Origin of the sequence: Burkholderia sp. Ac-20365 (assembly GCF_017104715.1) — a bacterium.
In the GTDB taxonomy this organism is placed as follows: Bacteria; Pseudomonadota; Gammaproteobacteria; order Burkholderiales; family Burkholderiaceae; genus Paraburkholderia.
The window spans coordinates 26,195-41,538 of record NZ_JAAGPI010000023.1; the positions used below are offsets into that span (position 1 = coordinate 26,195).

14 protein-coding genes and 1 riboswitch are annotated in these 15,344 nt (G+C 63.8%); of the genes, 7 read left to right on the top strand and 7 right to left on the bottom strand.

Features of this window, described 5'->3' with window-relative positions; translation table 11 throughout:
* Positions 1-46: 46 nt before the first annotated feature.
* Positions 47-880 (bottom strand): class II glutamine amidotransferase, encoded by an 834-nt coding sequence (locus tag G3O01_RS29520; RefSeq protein ID WP_205810129.1) that lies wholly within the window; start codon positions 878-880, stop codon positions 47-49.
* Positions 881-1,002: 122 nt separating this feature from the next.
* Positions 1,003-1,674, bottom strand: coding sequence for a MarC family protein (locus G3O01_RS29525; RefSeq protein WP_205810130.1), 672 nt, complete (start codon positions 1,672-1,674; stop codon positions 1,003-1,005).
* 324 nt (positions 1,675-1,998) lie between these two features.
* Here G3O01_RS29525 and G3O01_RS29530 point away from each other — a divergent pair, with 324 nt between their 5' ends.
* Together G3O01_RS29530 and G3O01_RS29535 are read left to right on the top strand one after the other, a co-directional pair.
* Positions 1,999-2,211, top strand: a complete 213-nt coding sequence (locus G3O01_RS29530) for a DUF3311 domain-containing protein (protein ID WP_109483027.1) — start codon at positions 1,999-2,001, stop codon at positions 2,209-2,211.
* Positions 2,208-3,686 carry a sodium:solute symporter family protein gene (locus tag G3O01_RS29535; RefSeq protein ID WP_205810131.1) on the top strand — a complete coding sequence of 493 codons (1,479 nt, stop codon included), beginning with the start codon at positions 2,208-2,210 and terminating at the stop codon, positions 3,684-3,686. The genes G3O01_RS29530 and G3O01_RS29535 overlap by 4 nt, the downstream gene beginning before the upstream one ends.
* A gap of 815 nt (positions 3,687-4,501) precedes the next feature.
* Here G3O01_RS29535 and cobM read toward each other — a convergent pair.
* Genes cobM through cbiE form a run of 4 tightly spaced genes read right to left on the bottom strand, consistent with a single transcriptional unit; the run spans position 4,502 to position 8,278 of the window.
* Positions 4,502-5,239 (bottom strand): precorrin-4 C(11)-methyltransferase, encoded by a 738-nt coding sequence (cobM, locus tag G3O01_RS29540; RefSeq protein ID WP_205810132.1) that lies wholly within the window; start codon positions 5,237-5,239, stop codon positions 4,502-4,504.
* On the bottom strand, positions 5,236-5,973 hold the full coding sequence (locus G3O01_RS29545) for a cobalt-precorrin-6A reductase (RefSeq protein WP_205810133.1): 738 nt from the start codon (positions 5,971-5,973) through the stop codon (positions 5,236-5,238). Before G3O01_RS29545 ends, cobM begins: the two co-directional genes overlap by 4 nt.
* On the bottom strand, positions 5,970-7,070 hold the full coding sequence (locus G3O01_RS29550; RefSeq protein ID WP_205810134.1) for a cobalt-precorrin-5B (C(1))-methyltransferase: 1,101 nt from the start codon (positions 7,068-7,070) through the stop codon (positions 5,970-5,972). The genes G3O01_RS29545 and G3O01_RS29550 overlap by 4 nt, the downstream gene beginning before the upstream one ends.
* Positions 7,070-8,278, bottom strand: coding sequence for a precorrin-6y C5,15-methyltransferase (decarboxylating) subunit CbiE (gene cbiE / locus G3O01_RS29555; protein WP_205810135.1), 1,209 nt, complete (start codon positions 8,276-8,278; stop codon positions 7,070-7,072). Before cbiE ends, G3O01_RS29550 begins: the two co-directional genes overlap by 1 nt.
* Positions 8,279-8,366: 88 nt before the next feature.
* A riboswitch (cobalamin riboswitch) is annotated at positions 8,367-8,554 on the top strand.
* 85 nt (positions 8,555-8,639) lie between these two features.
* On the opposite strand from cbiE, the gene cobG reads away from it, so the two are divergent.
* The 5 genes from cobG (at position 8,640) to G3O01_RS29580 (ending at position 14,250) form a co-directional block, all read left to right on the top strand.
* Positions 8,640-10,028: a precorrin-3B synthase gene (gene cobG, locus G3O01_RS29560; protein WP_241024361.1), complete on the top strand. Its 1,389-nt coding sequence runs from the start codon at positions 8,640-8,642 to the stop codon at positions 10,026-10,028.
* Positions 10,021-10,647: a precorrin-8X methylmutase gene (locus G3O01_RS29565; protein ID WP_205810136.1), complete on the top strand. Its 627-nt coding sequence runs from the start codon at positions 10,021-10,023 to the stop codon at positions 10,645-10,647. Before cobG ends, G3O01_RS29565 begins: the two co-directional genes overlap by 8 nt.
* Entirely contained in the window at positions 10,648-11,406 is a 759-nt protein-coding gene (locus G3O01_RS29570; protein ID WP_205810137.1) for a precorrin-2 C(20)-methyltransferase, read from the top strand.
* Positions 11,403-13,133, top strand: coding sequence for a precorrin-3B C(17)-methyltransferase (cobJ, locus tag G3O01_RS29575; RefSeq protein ID WP_205810138.1), 1,731 nt, complete (start codon positions 11,403-11,405; stop codon positions 13,131-13,133). The genes G3O01_RS29570 and cobJ overlap by 4 nt, the downstream gene beginning before the upstream one ends.
* A gap of 163 nt (positions 13,134-13,296) precedes the next feature.
* Complete coding sequence (locus G3O01_RS29580; protein ID WP_205810139.1) at positions 13,297-14,250, top strand: flagellar brake protein; 954 nt, start codon at positions 13,297-13,299, stop codon at positions 14,248-14,250.
* A 108-nt stretch (positions 14,251-14,358) separates the two neighbouring features.
* Here G3O01_RS29580 and G3O01_RS29585 read toward each other — a convergent pair whose 3' ends face one another.
* The gene (locus G3O01_RS29585; RefSeq protein WP_205810140.1) at positions 14,359-15,324 is read right to left on the bottom strand and encodes an OmpA family protein; all 966 of its coding nucleotides are present in this window, start codon (positions 15,322-15,324) and stop codon (positions 14,359-14,361) included.
* Between the last annotated feature and the right edge of the window lie 20 nt (positions 15,325-15,344).

The following is a 15,344-nucleotide window of genomic DNA, read 5'->3' on the forward strand; positions in this document are numbered from 1 at the left end:
GCGTATCAGGGTTTACGCGAAGCACGGCCATGAACCTGCAACGACGCTATGTTCCATGCGGATTGAATTGCCGCGATTCGATTGCGCCGCCCTTCGCGACGATCGCCGTCGCTTCCGGTATTTCCTCCCACCAGCCTTCCAGGTCGACGAGCGGCTCGGAAAGCACCAGAAACGCATCGGCGCCGACGGCGGCCAGACGCGGATCATCAGGATACAACTCCATCAGATGGCGGATCGACGTGCTGTGAAAAAGCGAGCGCGACTGCCGCTCGCTCGAATAGCGCGCCGACACGATCTGCTCGCCGTCCGTCGCGCAGACGGTCATGTTCAGCGGCGCCTCGATGCCGTGGCGCCGCCCCACTTCCTCGACGAAGCCCGCCATGCGTTCGAGCGCCAGCACGGGATCGATTTCGAGCCCGAAGGTCAGCGCCAGATAGAACATGACTTCGGAATCCGTCGAGCCCTCGATCGAAGCGAACAGGTCCGGGTCGATGCCGAGCATCAGGTCCCGCCGCACTTTCGGGTAGTTGCGGATCAGGCCGTTGTGCATGAACAGCCACCGGCCGTGGCGAAACGGATGACAGTTGGTTTCCTGCGACGGCGTATCCGTCGCCGCGCGGATATGCGCGACGAACAGCGGCGCGCGCACGGCCCGCGCGGCGTCGCGCAGATTGCGGTCGCTCCACGCGGGATGCGCGCAGCGGTAGCGAAACGGGATATCGGTGGGATGACCGTACCAGCCGACGCCGAAGCCGTCGCCGTTGGTCGTTGTCTGCCCGAGCCGCGAATGAAGGCTCTGGTCGATCAGGGAATGCTTGGCCCGGAACAGCACGGCTTCGAGCTGAATCGGGTTGCCTGTGTAAGCCAGCCAGCGGCACATGATCGGTCTCCTCGAAGAAAAACGCCTGCGCACGCTTCCGTTTGAAACGGCGTGAAGCGGCGCCGCTTTGATCGGGATCATGCCGGGTCACATCGGGGAAGCGCCCGACTGGCTCCCGGCGTTCAATTGTTCAGCCGTCCGTTCGCAATCGGCGCGAGAAACTCGGACAGCCCCGTCAGGATGATCTGTACGCCGATGCACAGCAACAGAAAGGCGGACACGCGCAGCGCGACCTTTGTGCCTTCCTTGCCCAGATAACGGCCAAGGGTTGCCGAGTGGTTGTACGTGAACCAGATTGCGAGCATCACGAGAAACGAAATCGTCACGGAAGCAATCGACGACATCACGAACTCCGACAGCTTGTGACTGCGGTTCGCGTTCAGCGCAATGGCGGTTGCCATCGTGCCGGGGCCTGTCGTGAGCGGCACCGTCAACGGAAAGAAAGCCTTCGACATGGCGTTGTCGGGATCGACGGGCTTGACGGCTGCTTCGTTCGGCTGCCGTTCGGGCGCATTGAGCATATTCCACGCGCTCACCGCCACGGCAAGACCGCCGCCTATGCGCAACGCTTCCATGGAAATGCCGAAGAAATGCAGGATCGGCGTACCGACAAAGAATACGACGAGCAGCACAAAGAACGCGTTGAGGGACACGCGTTTGGCGAGCGCGGCGCGCTCCGCGTCCGTGAGCGATTCCGTGCGGTCGAGGAACACGAACGCAATCGCGATCGGGTTGATGATGCTGATCAACCCGGTGAAGCCAAACAGAATCTCCGAAATCAGGCTCGAAATCATCGATGAAATCGCTCTTTGATGGTTTTGATTTTTGCGCCGCGCAACGGAGCATCAGGGCCGAACAGTGTAATTGCAACCAATTTCGCACGCCATGCGCGGGCACCTTCTTCATGCAATGCAGCACGCCTTCGATGCACGCCGACGCCCACGGGCACTGCGTTTGCGCACGTTCCTTTCAATATACCTGCATATTTTTGGCGAGCTTTACCGGAATATGGCAAGAGGCATACAGTCGGTGCGCGGCATCTCAGTCGTTGCTTCAGGAATTGACGGTCACATTGACGTTCATCGAGACGGACTCATTCACAATCGAGGAGTTGTCCCATGTCATTTCGTCTGCTCGCCGTGCTGCCGTTCATCGGCATTCTGCTCGGCGTTCCGTTCGTCAACCGCGTCGAGCCGCTCGTGCTCGGCATGCCGTTCGTGCTTGCGTGGATCGTGATGTGGGTGGTGCTGAGCTCGGTCATCATGGGCATCATCTACAAGCTCGACCCCGTGAACCGGCAGACTTCCTCCGGCGAGGAGGTGCGTTCATGAGCAGCGCCCTCGCAATCATCGTCGCCGTCACGCTGTTCGCGCTTTATCTGGGCATACGCGCCCGTCATGGGCACGACATGAGCCTTGAACAATGGACGGTGGGCGGCCGCAGCTTCGGCACCGCGTTCGTGTTCCTGCTGATGGCAGGCGAGATCTATACGACGTTCACCTTCCTTGGCGGCAGCGGCTTCGCGTATGGCAAGGGCGCACCCGTCTACTACATTCTTGCGTACGGCACGCTGGCGTATGTGCTGTCGTACTGGATGCTGCCGCCCGTGTGGCGCTTCGCGAAGACGCATCGCGTCGTGTCGCAGCCGCACTTTCTCACGCGCAAATACGATAGCGCGCCGCTTGGGGTGCTGGTTGCGATCGTCGATGTGGCTGCGCTGATTCCTTATCTGGTGCTGCAGTTGAAGGGCCTTGGGATTATCGTGTCGACGGCATCGTATGGTGCGATTTCGTCATCGGCGGCGATATGGATCGGCGCGGCTGTTGTCACGATCTACGTGACGGTATCGGGTGTGCGCGGCTCGGCATGGAATTCGGTCGTCAAGGACATGCTCATTCTTGGCATCGTGCTGTTTCTTGGCATCTATCTGCCGATGCATTATTACGGCGGCCTCGGTCAGATGTTTCATGCGATCGATGCTGCGCGTCCTGGCTTTCTCACGTTCCCTGAGAAGGGCTCGAGCGTCACCTGGTTCCAGTCGACGGTTCTGCTTACCGCGCTGGGCTTCTTTATGTGGCCGCATACGTTTGGATCTGTCTTTACCGCGAAGGACGAACGGATCTTTCGACGTAACGCGATGGTGTTGCCGCTTTATCAGCTGATCCTGCTGTTCGTGTTCTTTGTTGGCTTTGCTGCGGCGCTGAAGGTGCCGGGCCTCAAAGGCGGCGATATCGATCTGTCGTTGTTCAAGCTGTCGTTGCAGACGTTTGATCCGTGGTTTGTTGGGGTGATTGGTGCCGCTGGCGTGCTGACTGCGCTTGTGCCAGGTTCCATGATTCTCACGACGGCTTCGACGTTGCTTGCTAACGATGTTTATCGCGGGCTTGTGCAGCGTAATGCTTCCGATGAGACGGTTGCAAAGCTTGCGCGGGTTTTCGTGCCTGTTGTTGCGCTGGTGGCCGTGCTTTTTACATTGCATGGCGGGGAGACGATTGTTGCTCTCCTTTTGATGGGGTATAGCTTTGTTACGCAACTGTTCCCCGCTATTATTTGCAGCCTCGCGCCGCGGAATCGTGCTACGAAACAAGGGGCGTTTTGCGGGATTGTGGTTGGGGTCGCCGTTGTTGCAATCACCACTATCTTCAAGATGAGCGTCGGGCAGTTGATGCCGTTTTTGCCCGATGCGCTCAAGGACGTCAATATCGGGTTTCTTGCGCTCGCGCTGAATGTTGTTGTGTTTGTGGTTGTTAGTGCTGTTACTCAGCCGCAGGCGCAGGGTGAGCAGTCTTCCGTGCAAACGCGTTGACGAGTTTTTTTGCTGGCGGCGCCTCGATGATGTTGTTTGCTTAAGGGGTCGCTGGCATTCGCGTTTTGTTACTGGTGCTTCAGGCGTTGCCCCTGTGCGGGGTGGCATGCGCTTTTGGTTTTGTTTGGTTTGCTTGTGGTTTCGCTGGCATCCGCGATTTGTTTTGCCTGCTTCACGCGTTGCCCCTGTGCGGGGCGGCACTTACTTTCTTTGCCGCCGCAAAGAAAGTAAGCAAAGAAAGCGGGCTAACACCGCCCGTTCTTGACCTCCGCCTGAGGGCCCCCAACAGTTCCTCCACTTCACACGGCGTCCTGCCATTCACTGCCCGTTGCCAACGCCTTGAATGGGCGCCTCACCCACTTCAGTCACCCGTAGCGCAGCAAGCGGCAGCGATTGGTTACGGCCGCCCAGGTGGCAAACTGTGTGTAGGTCGTAGTGCTTCACACCTCTGCGTTCTTACGACACCGATGGTGCTTTTCAGTCCGGAGTGGAGCGCGTACGCCGCGACAGCCTACACACAGTTTGCCGCCATAGAACGTGGGCGATGCGATCTCGCGTGTGGCCACGCGGGAGTGTGAAGCGGGTGATGCGCTCAATCAGAGCGTTGGCAACGGGCGGTGGAAGGCAGGTTGCCGTTTGAAGCGGAGGACCCGTCGGGGGCCCTCGGGCGGAAACAAGGATTAGCGGTGTTCAGCGGCTTTCTTTTGCCTACTTTTCTTTGCCGCGGCAAAGAAAAGTAGGTGCCGCCCCGCACAGGGGCAACGCGTGAAGTACGAAGACAAATCGCGGATGCCACCACCAACAACAACAACACCTCACCTGCCATCGGCATCTTTGGCATACAACGTTGAATCTGCAAAATGCTCAGCATCGAGCACACGCCCCACCAATATCAACGCAGTGCGTTCAATATCAGTCGCCTGCACCCTGGCAACAATATCAGCCAGGGTCCCGCACACCCGCTCTTCATCAGGCCAACTAGCCCGATAAACAACCGCGACAGGACAGTCGCCCCCATAGTACGGCACGAGCACATCAACAATGCTGGCAAGATGCCGCACGCCAAGATGAATCGCCATGGTCGCCCTATGCCGCGCGAGATCGGCCAACTGCTCGCCGTCAGGCATCGAAGTCTTCCGCGCATAGCGCGTCAAGATCACCGTCTGCGACACATCAGGCAACGTCAACTCAACGCCAAGCGTAGCCGCACACGCTGCCGTCGCCGTCACCCCAGGCACGATCTCATACGGAATGCCAAGTGCACGCAAGCGGCGAATCTGCTCGCCAATCGCCCCATATAACGACGGATCGCCCGAATGCACGCGCGCAACGTCCTGCCCTTTGGCATGCGCTTGCGCAAGCAGCGCGATGATCGCATCGAGATCGAGCTCGGCCGTATTCACCACCTGTTCGGCAACATTGCCGCTCAACACGGCTTCAGGCACCAGCGAGCCGGCATACAGAATCACCGGACACGTGCGCACCAGACGCTGCCCCTTTACCGTGATCAGTTCAGGATCACCCGGCCCCGCGCCGATAAAAAACACCGTCATTTCACACCACTCCAATCTTCTTCATTCAATGCGCGCAGCAGTTGCGCCGGACTGTCGAACTCGCGATCGACATCGGGCAACGCAGGACGCCGCATCATCACCACAGGCACCTTCAACTCGCGCGCGACTTCGAGCTTCGCCTGCGTCGCGGCGCCGCCGCTGTTCTTCGTCACCAGCACATCGATGTGATTCAACGCGAACAGCGCCCGTTCACCGTCGATATCGAACGGACCCCGTGCATCGATAATTCGCGCGCGCTCGTTGCCCGGATGCGCGTCGAGACAACGCACGAGCCAATACTGATGCGCCGGTATCTCGTCGAGATGCACAAGCGGCTCGCGGCCCGAGGTGAACAGCACGCGCCGGAACGCGCGAATCGCATCGACCAGCGCATCCCAGTCGTCCACCATCCGCCAGTCATCGCCCGTCTGCTGCGTCCAGCCCGCGCGGCGCAGCGCCCAGCATGGCACCTGCGCCGTACGGCACGCAGCCGCCGCGTTCGCGCTCATTTGCGCGGCATACGGATGCGTCGCGTCGATCACCAGCGCAATGCCTTCGCTTTCGATGAACCGCGCCAGCCCTTCGCAGCCACCAAAGCCGCCGACCCGCACTTCACACGCGAGCCCTTCCGGCACACGTCCGAGTCCCGCCAGACTGTAGACATGCTGCGGCCCGAGCTGCCGCGCGATCTGCAACGCGTCGCCCGTTCCGCCGAGCAGCAGCACCCGCTTCATCGCGCCACACCCATGATGTTGCCCTGCCGGTCGATCGCGAACATCTCGACTTCAACCGATGCCGGCACGATCTCGCGCGCCACATCGCGCGCCCGTGCGCAGACGATGTCGCCGAGCGGCACGCCTTTTTTCAACGCCATTGCCAGCGCTTCCTGGCTCGTGTTCGCCGCGACAATGGCGGCCTGCAACGCGGCATCGCTCGCCGCATGTCCCGCGCACCACGCGGCAAGTTGCGGCAGATCGATGCTCGAATTGCGGCTGTGCAAATCGAGATGCCCGGCCGCGAGCTTGCTCAGCTTGCCGAAGCCGCCGCACATGCTGAGCTTGTCGACGGGCGCGCGTTTCAGATGCTTGAGCACCGCGCCCGCGAAGTCGCCCATTTCGATCAGCGCAATATCGGGCAACTGGTAGTAAGCGCGCATCGCGTCCTCGCTCGCGTTGCCCGTGCACGCGGCGATATGCCTGTAGCCGTTCGCGCGCGCCACATCGATGCCCTGATGGATCGAAGCGATATACGCCGAACACGAAAACGGCCGCACGATACCCGTCGTGCCGAGTATCGACAGCCCGCCGATAATGCCCAGCCGCGGATTCATCGTCTTTTGCGCAAGTTCTTCGCCGTTCTCGACGCCGATCGTCACGTCGAAGCCGCCCGCGTAGCCATGCTCGGCAGCGAGTTCGGTCAAATGCGCGGTCATCATCTGACGCGGCACCGGGTTGATAGCCGCCTCGCCCACAGGCAGCGTGAGCCCCGCGCGCGTCACCGTGCCGACGCCCGGCCCCGCATGAAAGCGCACGCCAGGCGTGTCGGCGAGACGCACGCGCGCGAACACCACGGCGCCATGTGTGACGTCGGGGTCGTCGCCCGCGTCCTTGATGGTGCCGGCTTCGGCTGCATGTGGATCGTCGTCGAGCAGGCGGCAGAACACGAGCTTCATCGGCACGTGCTGGCCTTTTGGCAGCACGATTTCGGCGATGTCGCTGGCCACGCCCGTCAGCAGCAGACGCGCCGCCGCCAGCGACGTCGCCGTCGCGCAGCTTCCCGTCGTGTAGCCGCTGCGCAGCGGCGCGGGTTGTTCGGGCGTTTCGTCGCGCATCACGGTTTGGTGGTATCGAGCAGCGTGATCGGCAGCGCGGAACGCCACGTCTCGAAGCTGCCGAGCGCCTGCGCTTCGGCAAGTGCAATGCGCGTCAACGTGCCGCCGTGTTGCGCGCGCCATGCGACAAGCGCTGCTTCGCCTTCGAGCGTGACGGCATTCGCGATCAGCCGCCCGCCCGGTTTCAATGCGCTCCAGCAGGCATCGAGCACGCCCTGCGCGGTCACGCCGCCGCCGATGAAAATTGCATCCGGCGCGGGCAGTCCACCCAGCGCATCGGGAGCCTTGCCCGCGATCAGTTGCAGTCCCGGCACACCGAGCGCGTCGCGATTGTGTTCGATGAAACGCTGGCGCTCGCTATTCGCTTCGATTGCAATCGCGCGGCAACTGGCGTGCGCGCGCATCCATTCGATACCGATCGATCCGCAGCCCGCGCCCACGTCCCACAGCAGTTCGCCGGGCGCGGGCGCAAGACGCCCGAGCGTCAACGCGCGCACGTCGCGCTTGGTCAACTGGCCGTCGTGACGATAGGCGTCGTCGGGCAGACCGGGGGTCAACGCGAGGCGCGGCGTATCGCCCGCTTCGTCGCGACGGCAGTCGAGCGCGATTACATTGAGTTGCGCCGTCTCGCCGATCGACCATTCATGCGCGCGAGCGTCGATCAAACGTTCGGATGCGTTGCCCAGATGCTCCATCACGACCATGCGCGTCGCGCCGAAGCCGCGTTCGCGCAACCACGCGGCGACCGCTGCAGGCGTCGTGCCGTCCGCGCTCAGCACGAACACGCGGGCGCCGTCGTGCAGATGCATCTGCAACGCGGCGAGCGGCCGCCCGACCAGCGACACCGTCGCCGCATCCTGCAACGCCCAGCCCAGGCGCGCTGCCGCAAGGGAAACCGACGACGGCGCAGGCAGCACGCGCAATTCGTCTGCGCGAAGATGACGCGCGAGCGTCGCGCCGACGCCGTAAAACATGGGATCGCCGCTCGCCAGCACGCACACGGGCGTATCGCGCCGCGCCAGCACGGGCGCGATGTCGAATGGTTGCGGCCACGGCTCGCGCGCGGCGGAGAGGCACACCGGCAGCATCGACAGATGCCGCTCGCCGCCGTAGATCACCGACGCGTCGATCAGCGCGCGCCGCGCCGCTTTCCCCAGACCGGCAAAACCGTCATCGCCCATTCCCACCACGGTCAGCCACGCCGACATGCCTCGATCCTCATCTGCTCGCTGTATTGAAAACGCTGCTGCGGACCGTGTTCAAAGGCCGCAGCGTCGTTGTGCTGTTCGAAAAAAGGCATAATACCCGTTCGCCGGTGCCTTTCGGGGCCTAAGAGGGAACACACATCACTGCGATGACCGTGACTGCCCCCGCAACTGTATGCAGCGAGTCCACGCCAATTTGCGCCACTGGTGATACCGGGAAGGCCCGGCGCGGACGACGACCTGTGAGTCAGGAAACCTGCCGGCCAACAGTTCGTGCCAGCCAACATCGGGCGGGGTGTACCGATGCCGAGCCACTCTCCTTCGAGATGCCCGGGCCGTCGCGCGACGCTTACCCGGTGATGTCTTGAGCCACGCTTTCCATTCGTCCGACGCTTCCACTTTGCGCCCTTCGGCTTGTCCGGGGTTGTTGCGCATCGTGCCCGCGCTCGACGGCGGCATCTGCCGCGTGAAGCTGGCGGGCGGCGAGTTGAACGCGGCTCAGGCGCTCGCCATTGCAAATGCGATCGACGAGCACGCATCCGGCATCGTCGACGTGACGAATCGCGCGAATCTGCAATTGCGCGGCGTGAAGCGCGGCCATGAAGATGCGCTGATCGCGGCGCTGCTGGATGCGGGCCTCGGTCCACGCGACGCTACTCAAGCCTTCGCCGACGATGTGCGCAACGTGCTCGTCAGTCCCGCCGCGGGCTGCGATGCGCACGCGCTATTCGACACGACGGCGCTCGCGGACCAACTTCTGTCGACGCTGCAAAGCGACGCCCGTTTTGCCGCGCTATCGCCGAAGTTTTCGCTGATGCTCGATGGCGGCGAGCGTCTGATGATGCTCGATCATCCGCACGATGTCTGGTTTTCGGCGATGCCGAGATCTGATCACGCGCAGCCGCTATTCGCGTTTGGGCTCGCGGGATGCCCGCCCGTTGTTGCGGGACACGAAAGCGCTGCCGCCGCTATCGCCGCTTCGGATCTGGCGACGCTCACGCAAGCGCTGCTGCACACGTTCCTCGATCTCGCAAGCGCGGACGCGACGCGCATGCGCGATCTGCTCGCGACGCATTCCGTAGAAAGCATCATCAGGCACGCCGAACGCAGGAGCGGTGTGTATCTGCTGCGCGACGCATCGCTGAGCCACTGGCGACGCGCGCCGGCCGATGCATCCCGAAGACTCGGCGCCCATCGTCAGCGCGACGGACAGCATTGGCATATCGGCGCCCAGCCCGCGCTGGGCCGCATGAACAGCGCGACATTGCGCGGCCTCGCTCAGCTTGCGCGCGAGACTGACGGCGCGACGCTGCGCATGACGCCATGGCAAAGCGTGCTGCTCGTCAACATCGCGAGCGCCAACGTCGATGCGACGTTGCACACGCTCGAAACACTCGGCCTCGCGACCACGCCGCACGATCCGCTGACCCGCGTGATCGCCTGCACCGGTTCGACAGGCTGCGCGAAAAGCCATGCAGACACCAAAGCCGATGCATTGAAACTCGCCGCGCGCGTGCCCGGACACACGCAGGCGCACCTCAGCGGCTGCCAGCGCTCCTGCGCGGCCGCGCATCGCGCGCCCTACACGCTGCTCGCCGTGGCCGATGGCCGCTACGACCTGTACCAGACACACGATCCGCGCGACGCCAACGGCTTCGGCCAGTGCCTCGCGCGCGGTCTGACAATCGACGAAGCCGCGGACAGGCTGCACGCATCCGCGCTTCCTTCTTCAGATGAGCCATTCGATGCTTGACTACATCCGCGACGGACAGGAAATTTATCGCCAGTCGTTCGCGACGATACGCGCGGAAGCCGACCTCTCGCACATTCCCGCCGACCTCGAAAAGCTCGCCGTGCGCGTGATCCACGCGTGCGGAATGACCGATATCGTCGGCGATCTGCGCTTTTCCGAAGGCGCGGGCCGTGCGGGGCGTGAAGCGCTCGCCAGCGGCGCGCCGATTCTCTGCGACGCACGCATGGTTGCCGAAGGCATTACCCGCGCGCGACTGCCGGCACGCAACGAAGTGATCTGCACGTTGAGCGATCCATCCGTGCCCGATCTCGCGCGCGAAATGAACAACACACGCTCGGCGGCGGCGCTCGAACTGTGGCGCCCGCGCCTGCAAGGCAGCGTGGTCGTGATCGGCAATGCGCCGACTTCGCTGTTTCATCTGCTCGATATGCTCGATGGCGGCGCACCGCGCCCCGCGCTGATTCTCGGCTTTCCGGTCGGCTTCATCGGCGCGGCGGAATCGAAAGCAATGCTTGCCGCCGACAGCCGCGGCGTGCCGTTCGTCGCCGTGCAAGGACGGCGCGGCGGCAGCGCGATGGCCGCTGCCGCCGTCAATGCGCTCGCCACGGAGGTCGAATAAATGACGGGCCAGTCGAACAGCACGCGCGGACGTCTCTTCGGACTCGGCGTCGGTCCCGGCGACCCGGAGCTGATCACGGTAAAAGCGCTGCGGCTGCTGAAGTCGGCGCACGTGGTCGCGTATTTCGTCGCGAAGGGCAAAAAAGGTAACGCGTTCTCGATCATCGAGTCGCATCTGTCGAACGAGCAGGAGCAGTTGCCGCTCGTTTATCCCGTCACGACGGAAGCGCTTGAACCGCCGCTCTCTTACGAAGCGATCATCGCCGACTTCTACGACACCGCCGCCGAAGTGGTCGCGAATCATCTCGATGCGGGCCGCGACGTGGCCGTGATCTGCGAAGGCGATCCGTTTTTCTATGGCTCGTACATGTACCTGCACGACCGGCTCGCGAACCGGCTCGATCCGCGCTTCGAGGCGGAAGTCGTGCCCGGCGTGTGCTCGATGCTCGGCGGCGTCGCGGTGCTCGGCCAGCCGCTCGTGTATCGCAACCAGACGCTGTCGGTGCTGTCGGGCGTGCTGCCCGAAGACGAACTGAAACGCCGGCTCGCGGACGCCGACGCAGCCGTCGTGATGAAGCTCGGCCGCAACTTCGACAAGGTGCGCCGCGTGCTCGACGAACTGGGCCTCGCCAGCCGCGCGCTCTATGTGGAACGCGCGACGATGGCGAACCAGCGCATCGTGCCGCTCGCGGACGTCGATCCAATGGCGTCGCCCTATTTTTCGCTGCTCGTCGTGCCGGGGGAAAAATGGCAAGGATGACGACGCCGCCCGCGATCGTGATACTCGGCGTCGGCGCGCAGGACACGGCGCAGCGTCTGAAAGCGCTCTACGACGGCGCGCAGGTCCACGGCCTGCGGGGCCGCGTCATGCAAGCCGACGTCGCGTACACGGAACTCAGCGCGCATCTGTGCGAACTCTATGCAAGCGGCACGCCTGTCGTCGCGTTGTGCGCAGCGGGCATCGTGATCCGCTGCATCGCGCCGCTGCTCGCGAACAAGGGCGTCGAGCCGCCCGTGCTCGCCGTCGCCGAAGATGGCAGCGCCGTCGTGCCGCTGCTCGGCGGATTGTCGGGCGTCAACACGATGGCACGCGAGATCGCCGCCGCGCTCGACGTGGCGCCCGCCATCACGACGAGCGGCGAGCTGCGCTTCGGCGCATGCGTGCTGAATCCGCCCGACGGTTACACGCTCGCGAGCATCGACCAGGGCAAGCGCTTCGTCTCCGACCTGCTCGCGGGCGAAGCGACGCGTATCGAAGGCGACGCGCCGTGGCTCGACGACGTGCAGTTGCCGCGCGCCAATGACGCGCAACGTGCGATCCGCGTCACGCCGCTGGCATGGAGCGGATCGAAAGACGAGCTGGTGATCCATCCGCGCAGCGTCGTAGTCGCTGTCGACGCAACGGCAACGGCCGACGGGCTGCATGAACGCATCCTCGAGGCGGCACAAGCGCACGGACTGGCCGCGCAATCGCTCGCGGTGCTGCTCGCGCCGCTGTCGCTCGCCGGCGAACCGGCGCTTCAACAGGCCGCGGACGCGTTACAGGTTGCCCTGCGCTTCGCGGCCGAAAGCGGCCCGCAAAACCATCCCGCTGACATGCTTCGGCAGACATTACGGGTGCCGAACAAAACGCTCGTAGCCAGCGCCGAAGCCGGCATCGCCTTCGCCGTCACCCACGCGCCGCCCGATCCCGCGACGGTCGGCCGCGCGCGCGGCAAGCTGAGCGTGATCGGCCTCGGGCCCGGCGACAAATCGCTGCTGGCGCCCGCCGCGCGCGCCGCGCTGACGCAGGCGACCGACGTTCTCGGCTACGAAACCTACGTGAAAATGGCCGGCCCGTTCCGCGCCGACCAGCGCGTGCACGGCACCGACAATCGCGAGGAAATGCAGCGCGCCCGCCATGCATTCGAACTGGCGAGCGCGGGGCGACACGTGGCGATGGTGTCGTCGGGCGATCCCGGCGTGTTCGCGATGGCGGCCGCCGTGATCGAAGCGCTCGATGAAGCCCGCGACGAACCGCAAAGCGCTGCATGGGCCGCTGTCGAACTGGAGATCGTGCCGGGCATCTCCGCCGCGCTGGCGACGGCCGCACAGGCAGGCGCACCGCTCGGCCACGATTTCTGCATGCTGTCGCTGTCGGACAATCTGAAACCGTGGGCGATCATCGAAACGCGCTTGGCGCACGCGGCGCAAGCCGATCTGGTGATGGCGTTCTATAACCCGATCTCGCGCGCGCGTCCGTGGCAACTCGACAAGGCGCTCGATATCGTGCGCGAATGGCGGGCGCCGGCGACGGTTGTCGTGCTTGGCCGGGATATTGGACGACCAGGCGCGACACTGAAAACGACCACGCTTTCAGAACTGAAATCCGCCGATGTCGATATGCGAACGATGGTAATAATCGGCTCGTCCACCACACGTGCGTTCCGCCCCGCCGGGCATGGCCGGGAATGGGTTTACACGCCGCGCTGGTATGAACTTCCGTGAAAAGGCGCCGATTTTTACGTTTACAGCGCATTAAACCGGCACGCTTATCGATAATAAATAAAGCGGGTGAAAGGCAAATTTCGTGCGCGTAATAAAATAAATTAAAGTTTTTTCACCACGCGACGTATACAGCGGTTATCAACGGCTACCGCTTTATTCGCATATGGAAACCAGTGAAGACATCGTCGACACCGGCGCGAGCGCGCCCGTCGCAGCACGACACCTTTCGCCCGACGCCGTGCCGGTCGGCGCACCGCTCGAATTTCCGATCGTCGACAGCGACGGCGCGTTGCTGTTCGATCGCGGCGCGGTCGTGATCGGCGCGGACGAACACCGCTTTCTGTTTCAGAATTTCAAGCCGCAGCGCGGCGATGTCAGCACCGCGAGCGACGACGTCACGGCCGCCGCGCAGGCCGCCGCCGCAAAAGCCGGCGAAGCGGATGCGCTGACGCTCAAGGAAATGCATCTGACCATCGGCGCGCTGATCGGCGTGCGCTCGCAGGTCGGCATGGGCGCGCCGATGCATCCGTCGCGCATCATCGGCTTCGCGCCGAACGAGTCGCTGTTCGTCACGCCGCCGCTGGTCGACGGCAAGCCGATGCCGTTGTCGATCGGTGAAAACGTCGAGATCGTGGCGATTGCGAGTCAGGCGGTGTTCCGCTTCGTCTGCACCGTCGATTCCGTCTGCCAGGTGCCGTTCCACTATCTCGTGCTGTCCCGGCCCGGCGTGGTGCGCCGGTTGCGCGAGCGCAAGTCGGTACGCGTGCGGGCGAGCCTGCCGCTGCGCTTTGGCATCGAAGTGGAAGGCACGGGCTACGAAAGCCTTGGCCTCGTGCAGAGTGTGAGCGCGATGGGCATGTCGTTCGTCGCGCCGTGGACGGTGGGCGAAGTCGGCAAGCGCATCCGCGTCGCGTTCACGCTACGCTCGAAGGACATGGAAACGTCGATCGAAACGACGGCGACCATTCGCAACGTGCAGCCCGGCTCGAAGCCGGGCGATCCGACGACGCATGGCATCGAGTTCGACAAGCTCGACCAGGTCGAGCAGATGGCGCTGAAGGTCTATGTGTTCGACCGGATCGACGATGTGATTTTCTGGACCAGCGGGCCGAAGTGAGCGCGCCTGCCGATACCTTTTCGTAAGCGATAAAAACGGCCCGGTCATGCGAATGACCGGGCCGTCCTGTTTGCGGACCGCCTTGCCGGCAGTCGTCCGCGCCCGCGACTAGGGCTGCGCTGCCGACGCCATCTGCCCGCTCACGCGAAGTTCCACGCGGCGATTCGGTGCCAGACAGGCAATCACGGCCGCGGACTTCGCCCCCGGACAAGTCGCGACGGGCGCGCTCGCCCCAGCGCCGCGCACATCGAATCGCGCCGGGTTCAGGCCGCGATCCTTCAGCGCATCAGCGACGGCCTGCGCACGCCGCCGCGACAGATCGCGGTTGTGTGCGACCGAGCCGAACCGGTCCGTGTAGCCGATCACAGTCACCACGTCGATCGCTTTCACACGTTTCAGGCTCGCCGCGAGCGCATCGATCGCTTCGATGCCCTCGGGCTTGAGCTTCGCGCTATCGAAATCGAACAACGCATCCGCCGATAAGGAAACGGGCCGGTCGGGTTGAGGCATGAGGGCGACGGGTTGCACAGGCGGAGGACAGCGGTCGAGCTCGTCGTTGACCTGCACGCTCAGCGTCTTGGCGCGATCGATCGCGTCCCAGCCGTGCACCCAGCGCGTGCCATGCGTTTCGGCCTGCTCTTTCCAGACCTCGTCGGTCAGCGCGAGCAGCCGTCCCGCCGCTTCGCTCTTGCAGGTCGAAGCCGAGGCACGCGCGTTGGTTGTTTCGATCGTACGGATCGACTGGGCCCACTTGTCGCGCGTCGGCCAGTTCTTCGTGCGGTACAGCGGCTGCCATGCTCCGGTGCCGTCGATCAGATAGCGCGCGTTGCCGAGCGCCTTGCTGGCCGCGTCGTCATAAACCGTCGACACCAGCACGTGACTGTCCTGCCGTTGCGCGATCTCCAGAAAACCTTCGGCCACCCCGCGCCGGTATGGATCGCTGATCTGTTGCACGGACGGCTTCAGCGCCTCGGCCTGGCTGCTGATGTTGTCGGCAAAAGCGCTCGCCGGCGCGCTGGCGGCGATGCCGAGCGTCGCGGCCAGCACCGCGCCGCGTAGTTTGGGTTGTGTCATCGATATCTCCCGGCCCGCCG

Coding starts and splice junctions, on each gene's coding strand:
- G3O01_RS29520 (WP_205810129.1), bottom strand. CDS start 880: ATGTGCCGCTGGCTGGCTTACACAGGCAACCCGATTCAGCTCGAAGCC.
- G3O01_RS29525 (WP_205810130.1), bottom strand. CDS start 1,674: ATGATTTCGAGCCTGATTTCGGAGATTCTGTTTGGCTTCACCGGGTTG.
- G3O01_RS29530 (WP_109483027.1), top strand. CDS start 1,999: ATGTCATTTCGTCTGCTCGCCGTGCTGCCGTTCATCGGCATTCTGCTC.
- G3O01_RS29535 (WP_205810131.1), top strand. CDS start 2,208: ATGAGCAGCGCCCTCGCAATCATCGTCGCCGTCACGCTGTTCGCGCTT.
- cobM (WP_205810132.1), bottom strand. CDS start 5,239: ATGACGGTGTTTTTTATCGGCGCGGGGCCGGGTGATCCTGAACTGATC.
- G3O01_RS29545 (WP_205810133.1), bottom strand. CDS start 5,973: ATGAAGCGGGTGCTGCTGCTCGGCGGAACGGGCGACGCGTTGCAGATC.
- G3O01_RS29550 (WP_205810134.1), bottom strand. CDS start 7,070: ATGCGCGACGAAACGCCCGAACAACCCGCGCCGCTGCGCAGCGGCTAC.
- cbiE (WP_205810135.1), bottom strand. CDS start 8,278: ATGTCGGCGTGGCTGACCGTGGTGGGAATGGGCGATGACGGTTTTGCC.
- G3O01_RS29565 (WP_205810136.1), top strand. CDS start 10,021: ATGCTTGACTACATCCGCGACGGACAGGAAATTTATCGCCAGTCGTTC.
- G3O01_RS29570 (WP_205810137.1), top strand. CDS start 10,648: ATGACGGGCCAGTCGAACAGCACGCGCGGACGTCTCTTCGGACTCGGC.
- cobJ (WP_205810138.1), top strand. CDS start 11,403: ATGACGACGCCGCCCGCGATCGTGATACTCGGCGTCGGCGCGCAGGAC.
- G3O01_RS29580 (WP_205810139.1), top strand. CDS start 13,297: ATGGAAACCAGTGAAGACATCGTCGACACCGGCGCGAGCGCGCCCGTC.
- G3O01_RS29585 (WP_205810140.1), bottom strand. CDS start 15,324: ATGACACAACCCAAACTACGCGGCGCGGTGCTGGCCGCGACGCTCGGC.